Here is a 19,471-nt window from a genome sequence, read left to right as displayed (position 1 = left end):
CTCCCACCGCGCCATTTGGCCTATTGAAAGCCGCCGAGGCTCTAATCGCAGTCGGATGAAAGTTCAGTGGCAGGTCACTTTCTGTCGCATTGATCGCTTCGGAACAGGAGAGTGAAGCGAACCAGCGGTTTGACGAACAAGCCCGCCTCCTGTGAAACGGAGATCACGGCCATCGCGCATCGAGAGCAGCTGCAAGGGCGCCCGTTCTCAAATTGACTCGCCTCCACATCCCTTATTGTCCCACTTCGAGCGTCATATGTTTGGCAGCTCGCTTGCAGATGGCGGGCCAGGTGCGATTGTTCCGGACAAACTCCTGTGCATTTTGCTTTAGAGTTTCCCTTAACGCTGGGTTGTGGAGGGCTTTCTGAAGCTTGGCTTGCAAGTCACGGATGTTGCCCTTCTCAAAAGCCAGTCCTGTTTTTCCCCGTTGGGTGAAATCCTTCATCGCCTCAACACTAGACACAATCAGAACTTTTCCCATTGCCAAAGCTTCGATCGGCTTAATAGGCGAGACCATTTCGCTGACTTTGTACGGGCGGCGGGGGATGGGCGCGATATCGATTAGTGAATAGAACGATGCAACTTCGGAGAAGGGCACGCGACCCGGCATGATGAGCCTGTCTTCTATTCCAGCCGCCTTAAAGAATGCACGAATCTCGTCGGTTATTGGTGTCCCGCTGAACTGAGGTCGTCCTTCATCTCCAACGATTAGCAAGCGAAAGTCATATCCGCTTTCCGCCAATCCAACGCACGCAAGCGCGAGGTCCGGAAGTCCCTCGTAATCTATGATAGATCCAACATATCCGATCACAGGTATGCCGGAAGGTATACCCAGTCTGGACGCCAGCGGTTGATCACGCGGAGGACTGAAAACGGCGCATGCGTTAACGCCGTTAGGCATAATATCTATGCGCTGAGGTTCCACTCCACGCCGTATCAAATCGATCCTCATCGGTTCGGTTACCGTCAGGACGGTATCGGCATTCTGGGCGACAAAGTCTTCCAGCAATATCGTCACGGCGAAATCGGCGGTCTTACTAAAGCCGGGATCGCGAGAATCTCGAGTCAACTCCCACATCCCGCGGACTTCGTAGGCAAATGGAAGGCCTAACCTGCGAGCGGCGATCAGCGCTGGCAAGCTATTCATATAGTTCGAAGCCGCTACAACTATTTCCGGTTTCATATCTCGAAGCTTCCGTTCGATCGCGTCAGCAGCGAGGCGTATCCACTCCACTGGAGTATGTTGTTTCTGGTTTGGCTCCAAAAGTCGATGGTAAGGAATGCCGTCTAGTCGCTCCAGCTCCGGAATTTGGCGCGCGTCAAGCGTGGGGTGAAAGTTCAGCGGAAAAGACGGGCGTGTCACAACATGAATATCAAAACCGTTTTGCTTGTAGCCCTGAGCAACCCCATGCGTGCGAGTCGTGTAGCCAGTTACATTGTATGGGAGACTGGAGGCTGCAACATAAGCAATCTTGCCTGACGTTGCCCAAGCCGGAAATTCAGCCTTCTCTACCAAAAGCTTTCGCGCCGCCAGTAGCATGGCAGGCTCACGCAGTAGACTATTGAGTTGTTTTGCTGAGAGCTTCTTAGAGTTTACGAGCTCCTCGCCACATGCAAGTGCACTATCAAGCTGCGAGATTGCCTGCATTACAGAAAACCGAGCCAGCCTCTCCTGACTCGTGCCCGCCTCCATCGCATCGGCGAGCGCCGCAGCCGCGCTAGTAGCGCCGTTTTGAACGAGTTTTTTGACGACCGCGCCGGTGACCTCGCCCTTTAATTTTGGGGATAAACGTGCCTGCGAGATCAGAGCGCACATTGATTGGGCAACGTGGTTGCTTACCCCGCTATTGGCGTCTGACAAGGCTCCTAATGTTTGGCCCAATTTACGAACTCGACGTGCCAAGAGCCACTGGTATAGAGTCAAAAAATGCTTTTCTCGATGCCTTTTGGCCTTGGCCCTGTGCCTCGCCAGCATTTCCTCTGCAAATTGGACAAGGGCAATGCCGACGGCATCCGATGTGGCATTCCGTTCCGACGTCTCATTGTGGAATGTGGCTAAGCTCATTCGAGCCTCCTTCATTTTGCCTGCAAGGGCATTAATCAGACACGCACGGCTCTCACGGTTCGTGGTGGAAAGGTCTTCCCGTGAAACTCCTTGTGAGCAACGAGCAGGACATGTACGTCCGCATTTGCAAGCGCCCTGTCGACATCCATCAGACGGAGGTTTTGCAATCCGTGTGGCAGTTCAGCGATGTTGGGTTCCACAACGATCAGCTCGCCGGGATGCTGTTCCCTTAGCCGTTGGATGATTTCGAGGGCTGGACTTTCACGGAGGTCATCAATGTTTGGTTTGAAAGCCATTCCGTAGCAAGCGACGCGCAGATCGGATGGCCGGCGGAACGGTTCCGCCATCAAAGCGTCCGAGATCGTCTTCCGTATTTGTTGAAGCACCCAATCGGGCTTGCCGTCATTAACCTCGCGAGCGGTCCTTATGAGCCTTGACTCAGCCGGAGCGCCTGACACGATGAACCAGGGATCGACTGCAATGCAATGGCCGCCTACGCCGGGGCCAGGTTGAAGAATATTCACCCGAGGATGATGGTTGGCGAGGCTTATCAGCTCCCACACATCAACGCCGAAACGCTCACAGACCAGCGAAAGCTCGTTTGCGAATGCAATATTGACGTCGCGAAAGCTATTCTCAGCCAGCTTCGCCAACTCCGCAGTCCGGGGATTGGTGATGACACATTCGCCTATGACAAAAGTTCGATAGAGCTGCACCGCTAACGCAGAACACCGCGGCGTCATTCCAGCGATGATACGGTCGTTGGCAACAAGCTCCTTGATCACCTTGCCCGGAAGGACCCGTTCGGGACAGTGTGCGATTCGGATGTCGGAATGCTCCCCGGCGTCTTGCGGAAATGTCAGATCCGGTCTCGCCTCTGCGAGCCAGTCGGACATTTGCTCGGTCGCTCCAACGGGCGATGTCGATTCTAGGATGACAAGGTTGCCTGATCGTAGCACTGGCGCGATAGCCTTGGCTGCCGCCTCAATGTAACTTAGATCCGGATCGTGCGCTTCGCTCTTAAACGGCGTAGGGACGGCGATGAGGAAAGCTTCCGCCGGCGCGGGCTGAAGTGTCGCGCGCAAATAGCCTTCATGCACAACACTGTGAACCAGAATATCCAAGTCAGGCTCAACTAGATGGATTTGGCCCCTGTTGATGATGTCAACAACTTTCGAGTTAACGTCGACTCCGATGACTTCGATTTTACGAGAAGCAAATAGCGCGGCCGTTGGTAAGCCAATGTAACCGAGGCCTATGACCGAAATTCGAGAAAAAATTTGATCTTTCATTGCCTCAACCAGTTGATTATGCGTTCGCTTCCTTGCCATCACCGTAGGGATTATGAGCTGTGCTCATGGTCCCAAAAGCTTCACGATTAAAAACAAGCCAGGAAACCTCCTCGGCAATTCGATCGGCATCCGTGCCAACGAGCCGGACTGGTCCGGCGGCGACAGCCTCCTATCCCTTTTTCGCATCCCAGCAGTCGAAGCGTGATCGAAATATCGGCCCCTAATTTTGCGTCTTCAACATGTCGCGCTGCTGCGCCATTACGGAGCTTCGAGGTGAAGTCGGGATGCGATTGCAGACTCGCGACCAACGGCGCCATCTGGATAGCTTCTAGTGTCGTGCCAAAAACTGTGAGAACTTTTTTCATCAGACCCCCCGGTCCGCTGTAAGCCCGAATAAATCAGCTTGGGAAGGGTTTAATACGCAGTCCTAAGTGAATCACCTCAAAGTTGTTTACAATATATTACAAAGAGAGCAACTCTGTGTACGCAGCGTTCAACTCGCTTCCCTGAGCAATTGTACAAGCTGTGGCGGACGGACAGCAGGCAAAGAGCCCACAAAGCTTTGGTACGCCAAGGCGCCGACAAAGATCCACATCCGGGGAAGGAGCAGATTCTATACCCATCAATCCGCCAGACGAAGTCCGGATCTGCGCCTTCGGGATCACGCCGCTCCTTATAGGATGCATGCATGGTGGAGTTTCTCATCGTGCGTCCAGACAGCCATCCTCGACGGCGAGGCGGTCGTGTACTGTGGACAGCCGGAGCCGTCCCCCTTGATCTGGTAAACCCAGTCCGGCCCCTCCGGCACCTTTGGTTCGAGCAGCGCAAGGCATATTGGATACGTTCGCCGCCCCGAGGGGATCGGATGTTAGTAAGTTGACCGAGCGATAGTAGTTTAAATAACAAGACAGTTGGCTTAAGTTCAGGTGCGGAGGCAAAATGGCACTGAACGAGACATTCTCTTCAAAGACGGTGAAACAGGTGATTTGCATAAATTGGGGCACCAAATTCGGTCCGCCGTTTATCAATCGCCTTTATGCAATGGTCGCGAGAAACATTACGCCGCCGTTCAGTTTCACGTGTTTCACCGACAATCGGGACGGTATCAGGCGAGAGGTTCTTTGCGAGGAACTGCCTCCATTAGAAGTACCAAAGATGCCTGAAAATTCCCCAGGAATTTGGAATAAAGCAAGACTCTGGGGTGCAACGCTGGGTTCGCTTAGCGGCCCGGTCCTCTTCCTGGATCTAGACTTGGTGATTGTTGCTTCAATTGACCCATTTTTTGAAACTGGCAGTCCAGAGGATGTGGTCATGACGCGCAATCAAACCACACCATTTGAGAAGCTTGGTCAGACATCGCTCTTTCGTTTCCCGGTTGGAAAGCTCGCGCCGCTCCAGGAACTGTTCAAGCAGGATCCACAAGCCATCGCAAATGAATACCGGTTCGAACAGCGTTTTGTGACCAGAAACGTTCCGGATGGCCCGAAGTTTTTCCCACGTGAGTGGGTGCTGCACTTTCGTCAGGACTGCCGCCGAACGTGGCCCATAAACTACATACTTTCGCCACGACTCCCTGAGAGCGCAAAAGTCGTCATTTTCCCTCGTGGACTGCGGCCCGAGCATGCGATTAACGGCCAATATCACAAGCGTGGCGCCAGTAACTTAGCTGACCACCTTATGGCAAGTTTCGACAAGTCCCGACGCATGAAGAACGATTCCGTCTTCGCGCATCTGCGACACTTTATCCGTCCGGCGGGCTGGGTTGCTGATCACTGGAAGGAGTAGAATCCTTGTGTCGAATTCATACCTTACCGCAGCAGACGCATCGCCCGAGAATCAGTAGGCAGATCGTTGATGCCGACGCTTTCTGCGAGGTCATCTCCAAGCGAGTTCCTAGTTATTTCCACGCATTCCGGGATCTCCGGCCGCTGCACTGAACCGGCGCCGCACACGCCGATAGCCGTCGCGCAACCCGCGTTTGGCAGATGTCCTTGATCCTCAGCTTCGGGTCGGCCTGCTCGCCGCGTCTGGACTTGTAGACATAAAGCGACCGATCGATCTTCAGCACCGAACAGGCGCGTCGCGTCGAGACCTTCCAGTCGGCTCTCCCCTGTCGACGAGCAGACGCTTGCGGGCGGGCCCTCGGAGTTTTTTGCCAGCACGTCCTGCAGCATCGCCTTGTCGAGCGACAGGTCGGCGACGATCCGCTTCAACTTGGCATTCTCTTCCTCGAGTTGGCGCAGCCGCTTAATCGCCGACGGCATCAACCTGCCATAGCGCTTGCGCCAGTTGTAGGACGTCGCGTCCGACATCCCCGCCTGCGGCAGACGTCTGCAATCGGCGTGCCGTCCCCCGCCTGCTTCAGCAAACGCGATCTGTGCCTCCGAAAACTTCGATGCCTCCGTCGAATTCTCCTCATTGTCCCCGCAGGGATCATAAGTGTGAAATTCCAGCTCTCGAACTGGCTCAATTTGGCGGGAGCACGTCAAGCGGCCAAGCCGAGATATTACTGGGCGCCCTCTCGAATATCATTGCTATCTGTTATAGCTTTCGCCTAAATTAGCGACTCGCAATATAAAGCCACGCCCAGTGCAGCGCGCAAATGAAAGTAATGATCATGGAAAGCAACCAAATGCCAATTGATGCCGTGATCACCTGGGTTAACGGTGATGACCCGACTCATATGGCGAAACGCAAGGCCTACTTAGATAATGGCGTACATATCGATTCATCAGACTCTACGAGATTTGCGTGCAGAAACGAAATACGATATTGCGTATGGTCAATATTATACTTCTGCCCATTTGTCCGTCGGCTTTACATAGTTACGGACAATCAATATCCGCATTGTATCGCACCAATACTAAAACGCCACCCAGATTGGGAGGCTAGAATTTATTTAATTGGTCACGAAACTATCTTCGGCGACCACAAGTCTGTTTTACCTGTATTCAACTCCCGCTCGATTGAAACGATGCTTCACCGTATTCCAGGCTTATCTGAACATTTCATCTACTTAAATGATGATATTTTTGTTGGGAGAAGTCTTACTTCCGACTATTTCTTTGACTGCGGGAAGCCGATTTTACGCGGCAGTCTCGTCCGGCATCCTAACTTCTTCCTTTCAGCGATTAAGCAGTTTTTCAGACGAAAGGGACCATCGCGAGCGAGCTTTAAAGAGGCACAAAGGCGCGCTGCAGCCCTCCTAGGATTTAACAAAAACTTTTTATATTCCGAACATTATCCACATGCCATGCGACGCTCCACGATGAGCCAGTATTTTTCAGATCGCGAGCACTTATTGCGGTCTCAAATTGGGCATAGATTTCGCAATGCCGAACAGTACTCGCCAATAGGTCTCGCCAATCACCTTGAGCTTCTCGAGGGGGCTGCCATCCGGCCGCCAGGGCCAAAGGGATACATCAAGCCTCCCCATAGTAAGCGGGTGCAAAAGAGAAACTACAATGCCTTGGAAAGCCTGAAGGGAGGGGAGTTCGATACGATTTGTATCCAAAGCCTCGACAAAATGAGCTCAAAGGATCAAGGTTATGTCGTATCTTCGCTCGACGCTTGGATTGTGGCGTCTGAAGCCAAGAGCCTAAACGGTGATATCCGTAGCAATGTTGTGGCTTCGCATCTAACCCAACCGGCCAGGTCCCGAAAGTAGGTATCTTTTAGCCGCCGCGACCTATCGGCACGATCTTGTTGCGTTAAGTTTTTTGCCGACGCCGTGGCCGACGATCACAGCCAGGTGCATGCGGTCGAAGCGAGGTGCTTCGATGTCAGGCGGACACATTTCATCTGCGAACTGCGGAGCCTAACGCCAATTTAAACTGATCAAGCGTTTCGGTTTGCTATCTCGTCGCGAGATAATTCGTCGGACAGCATTTCAAAAAACCGCTGGAGCCAACTCAAAACTGGATAAAACTGGGGCAAGGTCATAACCGATGTAGCCGGTGCCCACGACAAATATTCGAGAAAAGACTCGTTTCTTTCATTGTCTCAACCAACTGATAATACGTTCGCAAGCTTTACCATCCCCGTACGGATTGTGAGCCGTGCTCATGGCGTGATAAGCGTCCGGACTTAAGAGAAGTCGAGAAACCTCTTGGGTAATTCGATCCGCATCGGTGCCAACAAGCCGAACAGACCCGGCCGCAACCGCCTCGGGCCGCTCGGTACATTCCCTCAGAACCAAAACCGGCTTTCCGAGCGACGGAGCCTCTTCCTGTATGCCCCCGGAGTCAGTGAGTATTATATAAGCGTTGAGCATTAAATAGACGAATGGAACGTAATCCTGTGGATCAATTAGAAGAATATTTTCAACTCCACTTAACAATCGTCTCACGGGCTCCAGCACATTTGGATTCCTGTGCACTGGGTAAACGATAATGCACTCTGGAAAGCTACTGGCTACCTGCCGCAAGCCACGACAGATATTCTCAAAACCCTCACCAAAATTTTCTCGGCGATGGCCCGTAACAAGAATAATTCGCCTGTTGGAACCCAGAAAATCGAAACGCGACCGGACGTCTGAGCGCAAACGGGCGTTCTCTTCAAGCTCACGCTTAACGCTCATGAGAGCATCGATTACTGTGTTGCCAGTTACCGCGATTGAGTTAGGATCGACATTCTCCGAAATTAAATTTTGACGTGCCACTTCAGTAGCTGCGAAATGATATCTAGCAATCGCCCCTGTGAGTTTTCGATTGCCCTCTTCTGGCCACGGTGAATAGATCTTTCCGGTTCTTAATCCGGCCTCCACGTGTCCGACTGCGATACGACAGTAGTAGGCAGCCAAAGACGCGGCAAATGTTGTGGCTGTATCGCCATGAACGAGCAAAAAATCCGGTCGCTCCGCCTCAAGGACCGGCTGAAGTTTAAGCAAAATCGACGCTGTGACGTCGAACAGGGATTGGCCCGGCTTCATTATATCGAGATCATGATCCGGGACCAATGCAAATACATCTAGAACCTGATCGAGCATCTCTCGATGCTGTGCAGTCACGCAGAGTCTTGAACAAAAATCAGGAGCATTCTGTAAGCTGGCAACCAAGGGTGCCATTTTGATAGCTTCCGGCCGAGTGCCAAAAACGGTGAGAACTTTTCTCATCGGTCTCTCCAGAGGTCAATCTCTGTATTAGACCATGCTAATGCGCGGTTCAATAAGCAAGTTTGATAAGCCACCTTAAAGTTGATTGCGGCCGTCGTTCTGGTGAAATTCCTGCCGCCTGGCGCGGCCGGTTCACGGTTCACCGGCGTAGCAAGAGGAGCCGGTATGGCGCTCTACTCTAAGCGGACGTTTTCGCCGCCGGTCAGGACAAAGCCAAGAGGGCGCCCTTCCCTCCACAGGCAATGCCCTCTTCAAGCCGGGCCGTCTTTCATGAGAAGACCGGCCAGTTGTAGGTGTTGCATTGCAGCAGCACAAATGGCGGGCCACGTGCGTGTCGCACGAACGAATTCCTGCCCGTTAGAGCTAAGCATTTTCTGCAGATGAGGATCGTTAAGCGCCTGAAACAGCTTTTCCTCCAAATCACTGACGTTTCCTTTTTCGAACAAAAGGCCCGTCCTTCCGTTTTGGCTGAACTCTTTAAGAGCCTCTACGTCCGATAGAATGAGAACTTTACCCATCGCTAAGGCTTCAACTGGCTTTATCGGTGACACCATCTCGCTCACCCTATAGGGACGGCGAGGGATAGGAGCGATGTCGATCGTCGAGTAAAAAGAAATGACGTCGTCGAATGGAACTTGGCCCGGCATTATGAGCTTTTCTTCCATGCCTGCATCTTGGAAGACGGCACGGATTTCATCGGATATCGGCGTTCCTTTTAGTTTATTTCGCTTTTCTCCTCCGACAATCAGAAGCCGAAAATCACAGCCGCGTTTTCCTACCCCTACGCAAGCTCTCGCGAGATCCGGAAGTCCTTCATACTCTACGATGGATCCAACATAGCCGATAACAGAAACACCTGCGGGAATGCTTAGCTTCTTTGCCAAAGCCTCGTCTCGTGCCGGAGTAACGACTGTCTTTTCTCCAACGCCGTTCGGCATAATGCTAATCCGTTCACCGGGCACGCCACGCTGGACCAAGTCGGCCTTCATTTGGTCAGTCAATGTCAGGACATAATCCGCATTTAATGCGACAAATGTTTCCATCATCACAGTCACTGCGAAATCTGCTGTCTCAATGTACCTGGGAAGTCGCGAAACCCGGCTTAACTCTGACATTCCGCGGACTTCATACGCGAACGGAAGACCAAGCCTACGAGCGGCTATCAAGGCCGGCAAGCTGTTGAGATAATTCGATGCCGCAATGACTAATTCCGGGCGGAGCTGGCGGATTTTTGCTTCCAAAGCGTCTGCCGCAAGTATCACCCATTCAACTGGCGCGTTTTTCTTGAGGTCTGGCTCCAGTAACCGATGGTATGGAATACTGTCGATAACGTCCAGTTCGGAAACTTTTTTTACATCGATCTCGGGCTTCAGGTTCAACGGAAAAGATGGGCGGGTGATGACCTGAACATCCAACCCATTTTCGATGAAGCCAGCGGCAACACCATGTGTACGCGTTGTATATCCGCTTGTCTTATAGGGAAGGCTAGATGAAGCAATATACGCTACCCGGGCGCTCACTTTCCAGTTTGGGGGCGACGCTTTCTCTACCAAAAGCTCTCTAGTGGTAAGCAACATCGACGGTTGCCTTTGGAGGTCGCGGCGTCGTTTCTCAGATAGCTGACTCGACTTCAGGAGTTCGCGTCCATAAGCAGAAGCTGCCACGACGTCCAACATTTCCTGGAGTAACGTAAACTTGAGCCATCTGCTCTCGGGCTCTGCGTCCTCCAGAGAGTGAATAATTCTTATGGCTGCCTCGCGCGCGCCGTGAAGAGTGAGAGCGCGAACAACAACTCTTGCTATGTCTCGTTTAACTCGAAACGGTAGACGACTTTGTAAAACCGCTTCGTTGAAAGAATTGGGAAAATGGGTCCCGTCTGTTGAAGCAGATATTTTCTCTAATGCCTTGCCGAGTTTTTTCACTCGGTACGCAACGAACTGCTTGTGTGGCATCGAAAGAAGTTTGCCCCAACGCTTTTTGGCTTTGCGGCGATGAGTTTCCAAAAAGTCATCCGCGAAAGCTCCCAGCGCTAGATTGATCTTTTTTGACAGATCTGCGGTTGAGGGGGGGCTTGCGTGGGAAGTCGTCACGATTAGAAATCTCCTAGCTCGACGGGACGGCACGCCGCATCAGAAAGCCGTGTGGGTGAATTCCCAACAAAGCTGATATTGCCAGGCGATTTGTCACTGTCCTGCCTTTTTAGATCGGTTTACGCCGAAGGCCGGTTTAAGCCTCCACGGCGTCCAAGACATATCGTCTGAATTCCTGAGCTTTTTGATCAAGCGTCGGTGTGATCACACGCTCCTCGTTTAGCTGGCTAAGACGTTTTACCAAATTCTCGGCCCCAAAAAGCGATATTGCCACGGAACGAGCGGCATTGATGTAGTGCAGTCTCGCTTCGTCATCGTGAGTCATCCTTTCGATCACAGATAAGACCTCGCGTGGCTCGCAATAAATTGCGAGTTCTCCGAATGTCGCTTCGAAACGCTTCGGAAGGATTACCGGAAGACCACTAAGGATCGCCTCGACTACAGTGCGCCCGAAAGCCTCGTCCCTCGTGATTGCAGGGAAATTTACGAAGATGTCTAGCGATGAGAGATAGTCTGAGACGCCGGCTACACCGAATGGCTCGACTTCCCAATTCGATGGAAGCTGCCCAAGTAAGTTCAGAGCGTTGTCCGCTCCACCTAATATCCTGACAGCGATCCGATTGTCTAACGGATAGGCAGACCTGAGTTCATCTGGATCCTGCAACCATTTGCCTTCATGGTCACGTGCATGTCGACCTATCACAATCGGTTCAAATAGGTGCCGGCGAGGCGCAAATTTGAACTCTGTAACGTCGAAAGCCGGCGGCCAATCGAGTTTAGCTAGCATTGGGCTATCGGTTTCAGAGGAAAGCGCCCGCTTCGCCTCTGCTCGTATGATTGGGCTGATCGGAAAAATTCGCGAATTGGACAGCCCGATTTCATTCACTCGTCGATTTAGGTCAACCCAATCGAAATTGATCTTTCCGCGCTCGTCCCAAGCCGAGTTGTTGACAATAAAGAGAGCATTAACCGTGTGAATACGACGGGCCAGTTTTCGAAACTGTTCCATCATCGCCATCCGTGGTCCGCGCACGATGAGATAAGTACAGTTTATCCTTTGAATCGTGCGCGCGAGCGCAATATTCCTCTCATGCGGAAAATACCGCTCAGCCAACCAAAATTGCTTCCAAGGCGATCGCCTCAACGGACAATGAACAATTATGGTCTTCAGCCCGGCCGCAGTGAATGTCTCCAACTCGGTTACTGTTGTACTGGCGTTACCTCCCGGAAAGGCACAATTGGTGACAATGCAAACATCTACATCAAACTTACCTTTTGTCGAAATGTTGGAAGCAAATTTGCCGTCAGGAGGCGCGAAAAACTTTTCTCCCAATGCTCTTAATAGGCTCAGTGGTAAGTTCACGCGGTTCTCCTGGTGAAAATAGTTGCTCCGTTCACCCTCAATCTAAAAAAGCGCACACACCCGCGACCGCCTTGAGTGATCAAGGGCCGCACTCCCATCCTTCAATACGCCATTTGGTACTTCCCCATCACCGGTATCGAGCTTCGTCAAGCATCCATCAATGTTGAAATCAAGCGGACTTTGGCAGGTTGGTTGAATCGCTCGGCGAACTCATGGAGATGATAAAGCTTCGCGCAGACCCCGTCGGATCGGCCCTTAAGAGGTTCATACGTTCCCCGTTCAACAACAGCTCCTTGTTGCATAATCACCAACTCATCGGCGCAAAACGAGGATCACAGTCTTGCCGTCCATCGCCTTCTTAAGCACCTTCTGATAAACACTTCGGAGTCGGTGTCAAGCGCCGACGTAGGTTCGTCGAGCAATAGGATCGGCGCATTCTGATGACAGACCGCGTTAGGTCTCGCGGAAGCAGCGCGGAGCAAGTCGCAGTTGGAGCGCAAAAGTGAAGTACGATTTAGATCTGTTTCTAGCCCTCAACGAAGAATATCGCTCAAAGCCCCTCGTCACTGCTCCACCCGCCTACGATCCGGAAGCCCTAGCGCAAAGAGCAGCCCGTCGCGCTGAAATAATCAACAGTCGCGTCCGTGTAGAACGTAAGCGAATCCTCGAAATCGGTTGTGGACGCGGTGAAGTTTGTGTCGCACTAAACAACGTCTATGGCTGTCAAGTTGTTGGGGTAGACGTTTCCCGCTATTCCAATTGGGATGACCTGCCGAGCGGCGTAACGCTTATTCAAACCGACCTCACCGAAGATAATCCACCGGACATTGGCCAGTTCGATCTGATCTACTCGAATTCGGTCTGGGAACACGTGCGTCACCCATACACCATGCTGCAGCGGGCCTATGATATTCTCGTACCAAGTGGGCATTTCCTTCTCAGTGCCAACCTCTACCGCGGCCCCAAAGCCTCGCACCGCTATCGGGAAATATTCTTCCCATGGCCGCATCTGCTCTTTTCCGATGAAGTCATCGACGAGTACTATCGCCACTTAGGAACGCCGCCCGCTGGCGAAACATGGATATCGGAGGACTCGGTCGAACCCAGCTACCGGGAGCAGGAGCGTTGGGGGAGTGCCTGGGTCAACCAATTATCAATTGCGGATTACTTCAATTACTTCAAGCTTGTGGGTTATGACGTCGAACACGTTAAATACTCGATAACGCCCCTCGATGAAGAGTTTCTTGCTCGCTTCGCCGACAAGCTGGACAGATTTCCTCGCTATGACCTCGAGCGAGACTTTCTGCATGTAAAGCTAAGGAAACCGGATCAGCTCGAAAACGCCCCCGCGTGCGGACGTGAAGTCGAGACGCGCGCGTTGAAAAGATTTGGAGATAAACTCATCTGCTGAGCGCAACTCGGCTGGTCACGACACACAGGAGACGTTTCCCAGATACTCTAATGATGAGTTGTTCGAACCGATCTGTATGGCGTCCCAGCTTTGATTGTCGTAATGGGTCAACTCATGCTGGCTGAGTAGGGATTTTAAACGGGACCCCAGCGCTAGTCGAGCCATTACAGAGTCAGGCTTTTAAGTTAATCTCCCAAGTAATCGTTTGAACCTTACCGCGGCATATCGCTCTGACGACTGTCGTAGGCTCTTTTTTCAGGTAGTTCGAACTAATCCATCCAAGGGGAGGCTCGTCCTGGCCCCTAACGGCTTCAACGCGGCAATCCCGCTGTTCGACACTGCCGACGATTCTTTTCCCGTCAGCCAATGTCAGTTCAAAACCATTCTCCGTCATTTGCGGGATAAGGTCCGGCGGCAGGACAAGCGTGCTGACAAATTCACGTTCCTTGCCAGAGGTCACCTTGTCGATGATCATCAAGGATCTTCCCGGTTCATATGACAGCCTTCGCTCGTGCCTAAATCCAAGGCGCGGGAATTCCGCGCTACCCGTGACGACAAATTGATCGTCAGTGATCTCAAGCGGGTTCAGGCTTGAGCCCTTGAGTTTTACGTCTCTTGGAGTTTGTGGCCTATCCCTGATGCTGATGGTATTGTGAGCCGCTGCGCTGACGAAATAATTACGGACCTCGCTTTTGTTGTATCCGAACTTCCCGCTATCCACGAAGATCTGGCGGCCGTGCTCATACAACTCAAAACTGAGGTTGTCGGCATGCTTGTGGCCACTCCATACCTCGTTCATCCCCGTCACGAACAGCATGCTATCCTGCTTTGGTGGATTTGAGCGAATTACTATATAGCCGGACTCATGCCAATCTCTGACTGCAAACTCCTTGCCGTTAAAGAGTTTCACCGGGTGCGGATCCGGAACCTTCAGTGAGTTTCCATAGCCCGCGCTGTCTCCGACTCGCACGACCGTCCCGTCCGGGAACACCATGAACGGCCACGCTTCTTTTGCCAGATCGAGCTTCCGCCGAAGCGCTGGCAAATCGAATCGGTCAGTCCCGCCAACATTCTCAATCGCGGTCAATGCGAAACGATGATACTGCGGCGAGTTCTCCGTGTGAATGCCCTCTTCTGTAAACTGACCACCGGAGATTTTTTCAAACATCTTAGCCGCGAACTTTCGGCCATTGCGGCATTCGGGCATGTCTGCGAATTCCTGACAGAGCATGTCCAACCCGACGGTCTGAAAGAGCCCGTGGTTGCCAAGACTGATAAAATTCTCATCCTGCAGTCGTTTCGCATGTATGGATGCCAGGCCGTGGAGGATGTTTCTGTCCGCAGTCGGCGGATTCCACTTGCCTGTCGAGATCTGCTCTTGGAGAAAAGCAATACGGATCGCCCGTATGCCCGCTGCCATATCATACCAACTGAACTCGGAGGATTTCCCCGCGATCAGGTGGTACGCGTGCCAATCACGGATGAAGATCGTCGCCTCATCGAGATAGGCCGGATCTCCGGTTTTCACATACTTCTCAAAGATGGCGTCCGTCATTCTCCATGTATGCAGATGGAAGCGCCAGTTTCTATCCTTGAACGGGTCCGCGTTCCAATCGATTGGTAGCGTCAGCGGCCATGCCTGAACGTCTGCTCTCGGGCGAAATCCATGCGCTTTCTGCTCTTCATACGACGTTGCTGTGAAAAGCGCCAACGAGGCTGCCTCTATCGGCAAATCTCGCTCTGTAGATGAAGCCCGCCCATTGCCTAGAAGGAAAACCGTCGCCGCGGATACCACAGCCGCAAGTATAGAACGCTTTTTCATACAAATGCCCACTTACAGCCACCTCAAAGAGGGAGCCGCTTTCGGATCGATCGGCCAAACGCTGCGGCAAGATGAACTCTATCTTTCCGCAGGCGACGACCAGCTCCGCCACGAGTCCGACGGCCCAAGCATAAGCATTATCTTTTGCAAGGGCAAGAATGAGGTCGTTGTCGAGTACGCTCTCCGAGATTCAACGAAGCCGATGGTGTTGCGGAATACCGGCTCTCTGCCGCCCTTCCCGACCCATTGCGGGCAGAGCTACCGACAGAAGCGGAGTTTGCACGCGAATTCCCGTTGATGGCGCTTGTGAAGTTGCGCATTGAGGTTGAGCGTGAAATCCCATCGCTGGTGGCCAATCAGACCGAAGCGGAGCGCCACTGGCTCTCGGACCAACGCTAAGCGACTTGCAGCGACTCGGCTTAGCTCCCCAAACCGCAGATCGGTTCCGCAGTGCCCTGCAGAGCATGAACCGCGCTGCGCACGGATTGGATGTCGCTCCTGCGGATGCATCCGAGGCAACCGAAATCGCGACAGCATTCCTTGCCGAACTCCGCGCGATCCGCGACAAACAATGATCGTGAAGCAGAACATCTACACCGAGCAGATTCCGACAGCGGAGCTCTATTGCCGCGTGTACTGCACCGCCGTGCATCCGCCGCCTTGAAGGGATACGAACCGATGACACGCGTCTCATTTTTGAGCCGCGGATTTATTCGCGATTTACGGCATAAGCCCCTATTATGGAACTCGCGCAGTTGGCGCCAAGTCCCATTGTAAACCGGGCAGCGCGCTACGACGAAGTAAGCTCGAAACTGGAGAGTTTCGACGGCCACCTTCAAGACTGCGCTCGATTTCCATGACGGACTTAGCCTCAAGCGCGGCGATTTCGGCGATGGTCCCGCCACATGACAGCCATCGAAGTGATGACTTTTCGAGTGGCGAAAGCACCCATGGCTGCATAGCACCTCACGGCTCCATTTGATGACAATGCAGGCCGAGAGTGGGCAACGCCTTGGTCTGCCTGGCCGTCGGCAATATCGGGCCGCTCTACGGTTGTATATTGTCGCTGCACCAAGGAGTGTGCCGATTTCCGAGCTATTCGACAGCGACGGCCATCCTGCTCTCTGCGTGGCCGCGGAGTGACTTCTCCGGCATGAGGCGGAAAAGGAGAAACGACATTGCTGACGAAAGGGCGCATGCGATGAAAATATACGTGAACGGCGACCAGGAAGCCGCCGGGCGTAATTGCAATCGTCACGACCCTCGACATCGGCGATCGTAAGAAAGGCAGGTTCAACACCGCCAAGCTCTTCGGCGGTGACGAGGTGCAGCACTACCACCAGGCGATCGCCATCGTCGTCGCCGGGACCTTCGAAGAGGCCCGCGCCGCAGCTACGCTCGTCAAGGTCGACTACACCGAGGAGAGGGGCGTCTTCGACTTGAAACAGGCTATGGAAACGGCGGTCATGCCGGACTCCAGCCGTCCGTATTCTCCCCGTCCGGATTCAGCCGTGGGCGACTTCGAGGCCGGCTTCCAGTCTGCGGCAGCGACCCTGGACGAAACTTATACGACGCCAGACCAGTCGCACGCGATGATGGAGCCACATGCTTCGATTGCGGCCTGGGATGGCGACGAGCTGACGGTCTGGACGTCGCGCCAGATGATTGACTGGTGGCGAACCGATCTTGCGACGACGCTCGACGTCGACAAGGAGAGGATCCACCTGGTGTCGCCCTACATTGGCGGCGGCTTCGGCAGCAAGTTGTACCTTCGTTCCGACGCCGTCCTTGCCGCATTCGGCGCGAAAGCTGCCGGGCGGCCGGTCAAGGTGGCGCTGCCTGTGACGGCACGATGGATCTTCCAGTTCTGTTGATCACGCCTTGTATGCTGGATGCTGGTCGGATCGCTGGCCTGCCAAGAAATCAGTGTGTCGAGATCATCGATGATGAGTGATGCGCAGCCGCAATACTCTTGCCTCGTGGTATTAGTTTTGGCTGTTCGATCAGCGGCTTCACGACGCCCGCAAACTCTGACGTCCAAGCTTGGTGCCTTGGTTTGTGTGCTTATCGGGACTATCCGTACAGGTGGGCCATGGAAACGGCGCCCGAAGTATATGGAGCTGAAGTCCGGCCCGCACGCCAACGCTAAATTTCATAAACCGCCGCCTCGCCCTGCTCCTCTCGAAGCCCCTTATATGACGCATGCCGCAGCTTCTGGTCATGCGTCCAGGCGCGCGGGACAAAGCGGTGATTTACTTAGAGCTTTGATCTCTTTCCACAGTATGTAGTTGGGGGCGGCAGAGCCTCGTGGGCCTGTGCCAGTGTTTCCAACCAGGCAGCCAGGCCTGCAGGAATTTCCTCGTTCCCGGCTTCGAGCGCTTCGAGCCACGACAATTCGCATTGGAGGGCCGATGCGATGTTGATCGGCGTCCATCGGATATGCAGGAGGCATTCAGAAAATCGTTCTGGGGTCATGGTTGTAACTGGCAGATGATTCCGATCGAGCCCCTACCGGCAAAGGGGAGTGATGCCGGTGTTTATGCCTCGGCCAGCGTCTGGACAACCTCCTCGGTCGTCCAAAGGCTGTTGGCCATGGAGCGGATTGAATGGCTGACTTGTAGCAACGACATATGTCCCTCAATTTTCTTCGGTTTGAGGGATATTTCGCATGCCCTTAATCGTCGCAGCGGCCGCTGTGCGGCCGGCGGCCGCAAATTCTTGCAACTCCCGCTTGGAAACGAACTGACCCAAATTAGCGATTGCCGGCTCGGGGTGGGTGAACTCTAAGTTGGGAATGTCTGGCAATTTAAGCGCTTGGCCCAGTGTCATAATCCCGATCGGGCGCGGGCCATGCTCGTCGTTCAGACGCACTTCTACGATTATCCTGAGGCGTGTCATCTATTTCTCATGAGTAGCGTTTGAGCTACGTGTCTCGAGAGAGGAAAAGGAGGCAAGTCAAACTATCAACCGACGTCACCCTCACGCACTATGCATAGGTCCAGGTTGGAAGCGACACGTACCCGTCCTCCTGCAAGACAAGCTGTCGGCCGAGTTCTAGCCTAATTCCCCAACGATCCTGAGGAGCTCAGCGCGAGTGTCTATCCGCGCGAACTCTCTGGCCATGAAGGAGGCGCGCGCGCGGTACCTCTGCGTATCGAGGGCAGTCCGGACGGCCCCGCGCAATAGCTGCGGCGTCGGTGCATTGGTTCCAAGGTTGATGCCGACCCCGGACCAGCCGACCCGCGCGTTCACGTCGGCCTTATCTTCGGTCAGCCCTGCCGTGACCAAGGGAACACCAAAGCTCATCGCCTGGTTGACACTGCCATAGCCGCCATTGGTAACCATTAGGTCAGTTTTTGGCAGGATCCACTCGAATGGCAGATAGCTGGCCACCCGCGCATTGGTCGGGAGGGGGCCCGGGATTGCCTCGAGTGGACGACCGCCTGCAGTGACGACCACGAGCACGTCCGCCTCATTAGCCAGCGCGGCCAAGGTTGGGGCAACCAAGAGACCGAAATCGTGGTTCGCTACTGTCCCCTGAGTGACCAGGACCACCTTCTTCCCGCCGTCCAGCTCATCCGCCCAGGGCGGGAGTGGCGCCTGGTTCGGGATAATGGGCAACGCGCCGATGAACTGCACCGAAGGCGGGAGCATGCGCGGGAACTCGAAGCTCGGCACCGTCAGCTGCATGTAGGCATCTGCGAGTCCGACGATCGACTCGAAAAGGGACGTCGAGAGCTGGCCAATGCCCGTGGCATCCAAGAACCCGTTTACGCGACGCGCGACAGGTTGGTTGACGATGTCGTCATACTCCTGGGCGATGATCGCGTATTCCTCGCGCTGCGCCTGGGTGGTTGCAGGGGACAAGCCGAGGAAGTTTGGTGCTCCGTCCTCGCGGTGCCAATGCAGGATCGAGGTGCCGAAAAGCGCAATTGGAGGCCGCTTCGAGCGGGGTGCGAGGAGCATTGGCAGGAGGCCACAAAAGAAGTCATCGCCTATCAGGATGTCGGCGGGGAAATCGCGCAGTACCTGTTGCAAGCACTGATGCTGCGCGGGAATGTGGTCGACGAACAAACGCTCTATGATGAGGCGTAACAACTCCAGCCCCGGAGGGGTCTCCTTCAGTTCGGGGTACTTCGAGAAAGGATCCACCACATCCTGATCCGCGCTGGCAGGGATGGGACGAAACATGGCGCCGATACTTTCGACGCGTTCCTGAAAGGCGCTCCCTGTGACACCCATCACCTCGTGACGTTCGGCCATCAGGATGCGCGCGATTCCGAGCATTGGATTGACATGGCCCGGCGCTGGCGTC

At 53.8% G+C, this 19,471-nt stretch carries 14 protein-coding genes and 1 pseudogene; 5 read left to right on the top strand and 10 right to left on the bottom strand.

What is annotated here, in order from left to right; all coding sequences use genetic code 11:
• Positions 1–232: 232 nt before the first annotated feature.
• Together ACPYOI_RS28470 and wecC are read right to left on the bottom strand one after the other, a co-directional pair.
• Complete coding sequence (locus ACPYOI_RS28470) at positions 233–2,065, bottom strand: glycosyltransferase family 4 protein (RefSeq protein ID WP_481423664.1); 1,833 nt, start codon at positions 2,063–2,065, stop codon at positions 233–235.
• Between the two features lie 35 nt (positions 2,066–2,100).
• Positions 2,101–3,357, bottom strand: a complete 1,257-nt coding sequence (gene wecC / locus ACPYOI_RS28465; RefSeq protein ID WP_481423663.1) for a UDP-N-acetyl-D-mannosamine dehydrogenase — start codon at positions 3,355–3,357, stop codon at positions 2,101–2,103.
• Positions 3,358–4,296: 939 nt separating this feature from the next.
• Between wecC and ACPYOI_RS28460 the strand changes: the two genes are divergently transcribed.
• The gene (locus ACPYOI_RS28460; RefSeq protein WP_481423662.1) at positions 4,297–5,142 is read left to right on the top strand and encodes a glycosyl transferase; all 846 of its coding nucleotides are present in this window, start codon (positions 4,297–4,299) and stop codon (positions 5,140–5,142) included.
• 23 nt (positions 5,143–5,165) lie between these two features.
• Here the strand turns inward: ACPYOI_RS28460 and ACPYOI_RS28455 are convergent, their stop codons facing one another.
• Entirely contained in the window at positions 5,166–5,846 is a 681-nt protein-coding gene (locus tag ACPYOI_RS28455) for a transposase (RefSeq protein WP_481423661.1), read from the bottom strand.
• 113 nt (positions 5,847–5,959) lie between these two features.
• On the opposite strand from ACPYOI_RS28455, the gene ACPYOI_RS28450 reads away from it, so the two are divergent.
• Positions 5,960–7,024 carry a stealth family protein gene (locus tag ACPYOI_RS28450; protein WP_481417204.1) on the top strand — a complete coding sequence of 355 codons (1,065 nt, stop codon included), beginning with the start codon at positions 5,960–5,962 and terminating at the stop codon, positions 7,022–7,024.
• Positions 7,025–7,351: 327 nt separating this feature from the next.
• Here ACPYOI_RS28450 and wecB read toward each other — a convergent pair whose 3' ends face one another.
• The 3 genes from wecB to ACPYOI_RS28435 form a co-directional block, all read right to left on the bottom strand.
• Positions 7,352–8,470, bottom strand: coding sequence for a non-hydrolyzing UDP-N-acetylglucosamine 2-epimerase (gene wecB / locus ACPYOI_RS28445; protein WP_168833842.1), 1,119 nt, complete (start codon positions 8,468–8,470; stop codon positions 7,352–7,354).
• A 251-nt stretch (positions 8,471–8,721) separates the two neighbouring features.
• The gene (locus tag ACPYOI_RS28440; RefSeq protein ID WP_481423660.1) at positions 8,722–10,560 is read right to left on the bottom strand and encodes a glycosyltransferase; all 1,839 of its coding nucleotides are present in this window, start codon (positions 10,558–10,560) and stop codon (positions 8,722–8,724) included.
• Between the two features lie 136 nt (positions 10,561–10,696).
• Entirely contained in the window at positions 10,697–11,923 is a 1,227-nt protein-coding gene (locus ACPYOI_RS28435) for a glycosyltransferase (protein ID WP_481423659.1), read from the bottom strand.
• A gap of 502 nt (positions 11,924–12,425) precedes the next feature.
• On the opposite strand from ACPYOI_RS28435, the gene ACPYOI_RS28430 reads away from it, so the two are divergent.
• Entirely contained in the window at positions 12,426–13,334 is a 909-nt protein-coding gene (locus tag ACPYOI_RS28430) for a class I SAM-dependent methyltransferase (RefSeq protein WP_481417201.1), read from the top strand.
• Between the two features lie 172 nt (positions 13,335–13,506).
• On the opposite strand, the gene ACPYOI_RS28425 is transcribed toward ACPYOI_RS28430, so the two are convergent.
• On the bottom strand, positions 13,507–15,045 hold the full coding sequence (locus tag ACPYOI_RS28425) for an alginate lyase family protein (protein WP_481417200.1): 1,539 nt from the start codon (positions 15,043–15,045) through the stop codon (positions 13,507–13,509).
• 115 nt (positions 15,046–15,160) lie between these two features.
• On the opposite strand from ACPYOI_RS28425, the gene ACPYOI_RS28420 reads away from it, so the two are divergent.
• Complete coding sequence (locus tag ACPYOI_RS28420) at positions 15,161–15,454, top strand: PDDEXK nuclease domain-containing protein (protein WP_481417214.1); 294 nt, start codon at positions 15,161–15,163, stop codon at positions 15,452–15,454.
• Positions 15,455–16,373: 919 nt separating this feature from the next.
• Positions 16,374–16,997 (top strand): annotated as a pseudogene (locus ACPYOI_RS28415) (molybdopterin cofactor-binding domain-containing protein); the annotation flags it as partial.
• Positions 16,998–17,412: 415 nt separating this feature from the next.
• Here ACPYOI_RS28415 and ACPYOI_RS28410 read toward each other — a convergent pair.
• The 3 genes from ACPYOI_RS28410 to ACPYOI_RS28400 form a co-directional block, all read right to left on the bottom strand.
• Entirely contained in the window at positions 17,413–17,631 is a 219-nt protein-coding gene (locus ACPYOI_RS28410; protein WP_168834259.1) for a hypothetical protein, read from the bottom strand.
• 162 nt (positions 17,632–17,793) lie between these two features.
• On the bottom strand, positions 17,794–18,054 hold the full coding sequence (locus tag ACPYOI_RS28405; protein WP_481423658.1) for a hypothetical protein: 261 nt from the start codon (positions 18,052–18,054) through the stop codon (positions 17,794–17,796).
• A 156-nt stretch (positions 18,055–18,210) separates the two neighbouring features.
• A partial coding sequence (locus ACPYOI_RS28400) for a nucleotide disphospho-sugar-binding domain-containing protein (RefSeq protein ID WP_481423657.1) occupies positions 18,211–19,471 on the bottom strand: 1,261 nt, incomplete at its 5' end.

It is taken from the genome of Rhizobium sp. SVR5-2C (genome assembly GCF_056755115.1).
The sequence above is the reverse complement of the archived record's forward strand: the minus strand, read 5'-3'. Positions and strand labels throughout refer to the sequence as shown.

Bases quoted from the DNA above. Each gene is read 5' to 3' on its own strand.
- ACPYOI_RS28470 (WP_481423664.1), bottom strand. From the start codon at position 2,065: ATGAGCTTAGCCACATTCCACAATGAGACGTCGGAACGGAATGCCACA.
- wecC (WP_481423663.1), bottom strand. From the start codon at position 3,357: ATGAAAGATCAAATTTTTTCTCGAATTTCGGTCATAGGCCTCGGTTAC.
- ACPYOI_RS28460 (WP_481423662.1), top strand. From the start codon at position 4,297: ATGGCACTGAACGAGACATTCTCTTCAAAGACGGTGAAACAGGTGATT.
- ACPYOI_RS28450 (WP_481417204.1), top strand. From the start codon at position 5,960: ATGAAAGTAATGATCATGGAAAGCAACCAAATGCCAATTGATGCCGTG.
- wecB (WP_168833842.1), bottom strand. From the start codon at position 8,470: ATGAGAAAAGTTCTCACCGTTTTTGGCACTCGGCCGGAAGCTATCAAA.
- ACPYOI_RS28420 (WP_481417214.1), top strand. From the start codon at position 15,161: ATGCCCACTTACAGCCACCTCAAAGAGGGAGCCGCTTTCGGATCGATC.
- ACPYOI_RS28410 (WP_168834259.1), bottom strand. From the start codon at position 17,631: ATGACCCCAGAACGATTTTCTGAATGCCTCCTGCATATCCGATGGACG.
- ACPYOI_RS28405 (WP_481423658.1), bottom strand. From the start codon at position 18,054: ATGACACGCCTCAGGATAATCGTAGAAGTGCGTCTGAACGACGAGCAT.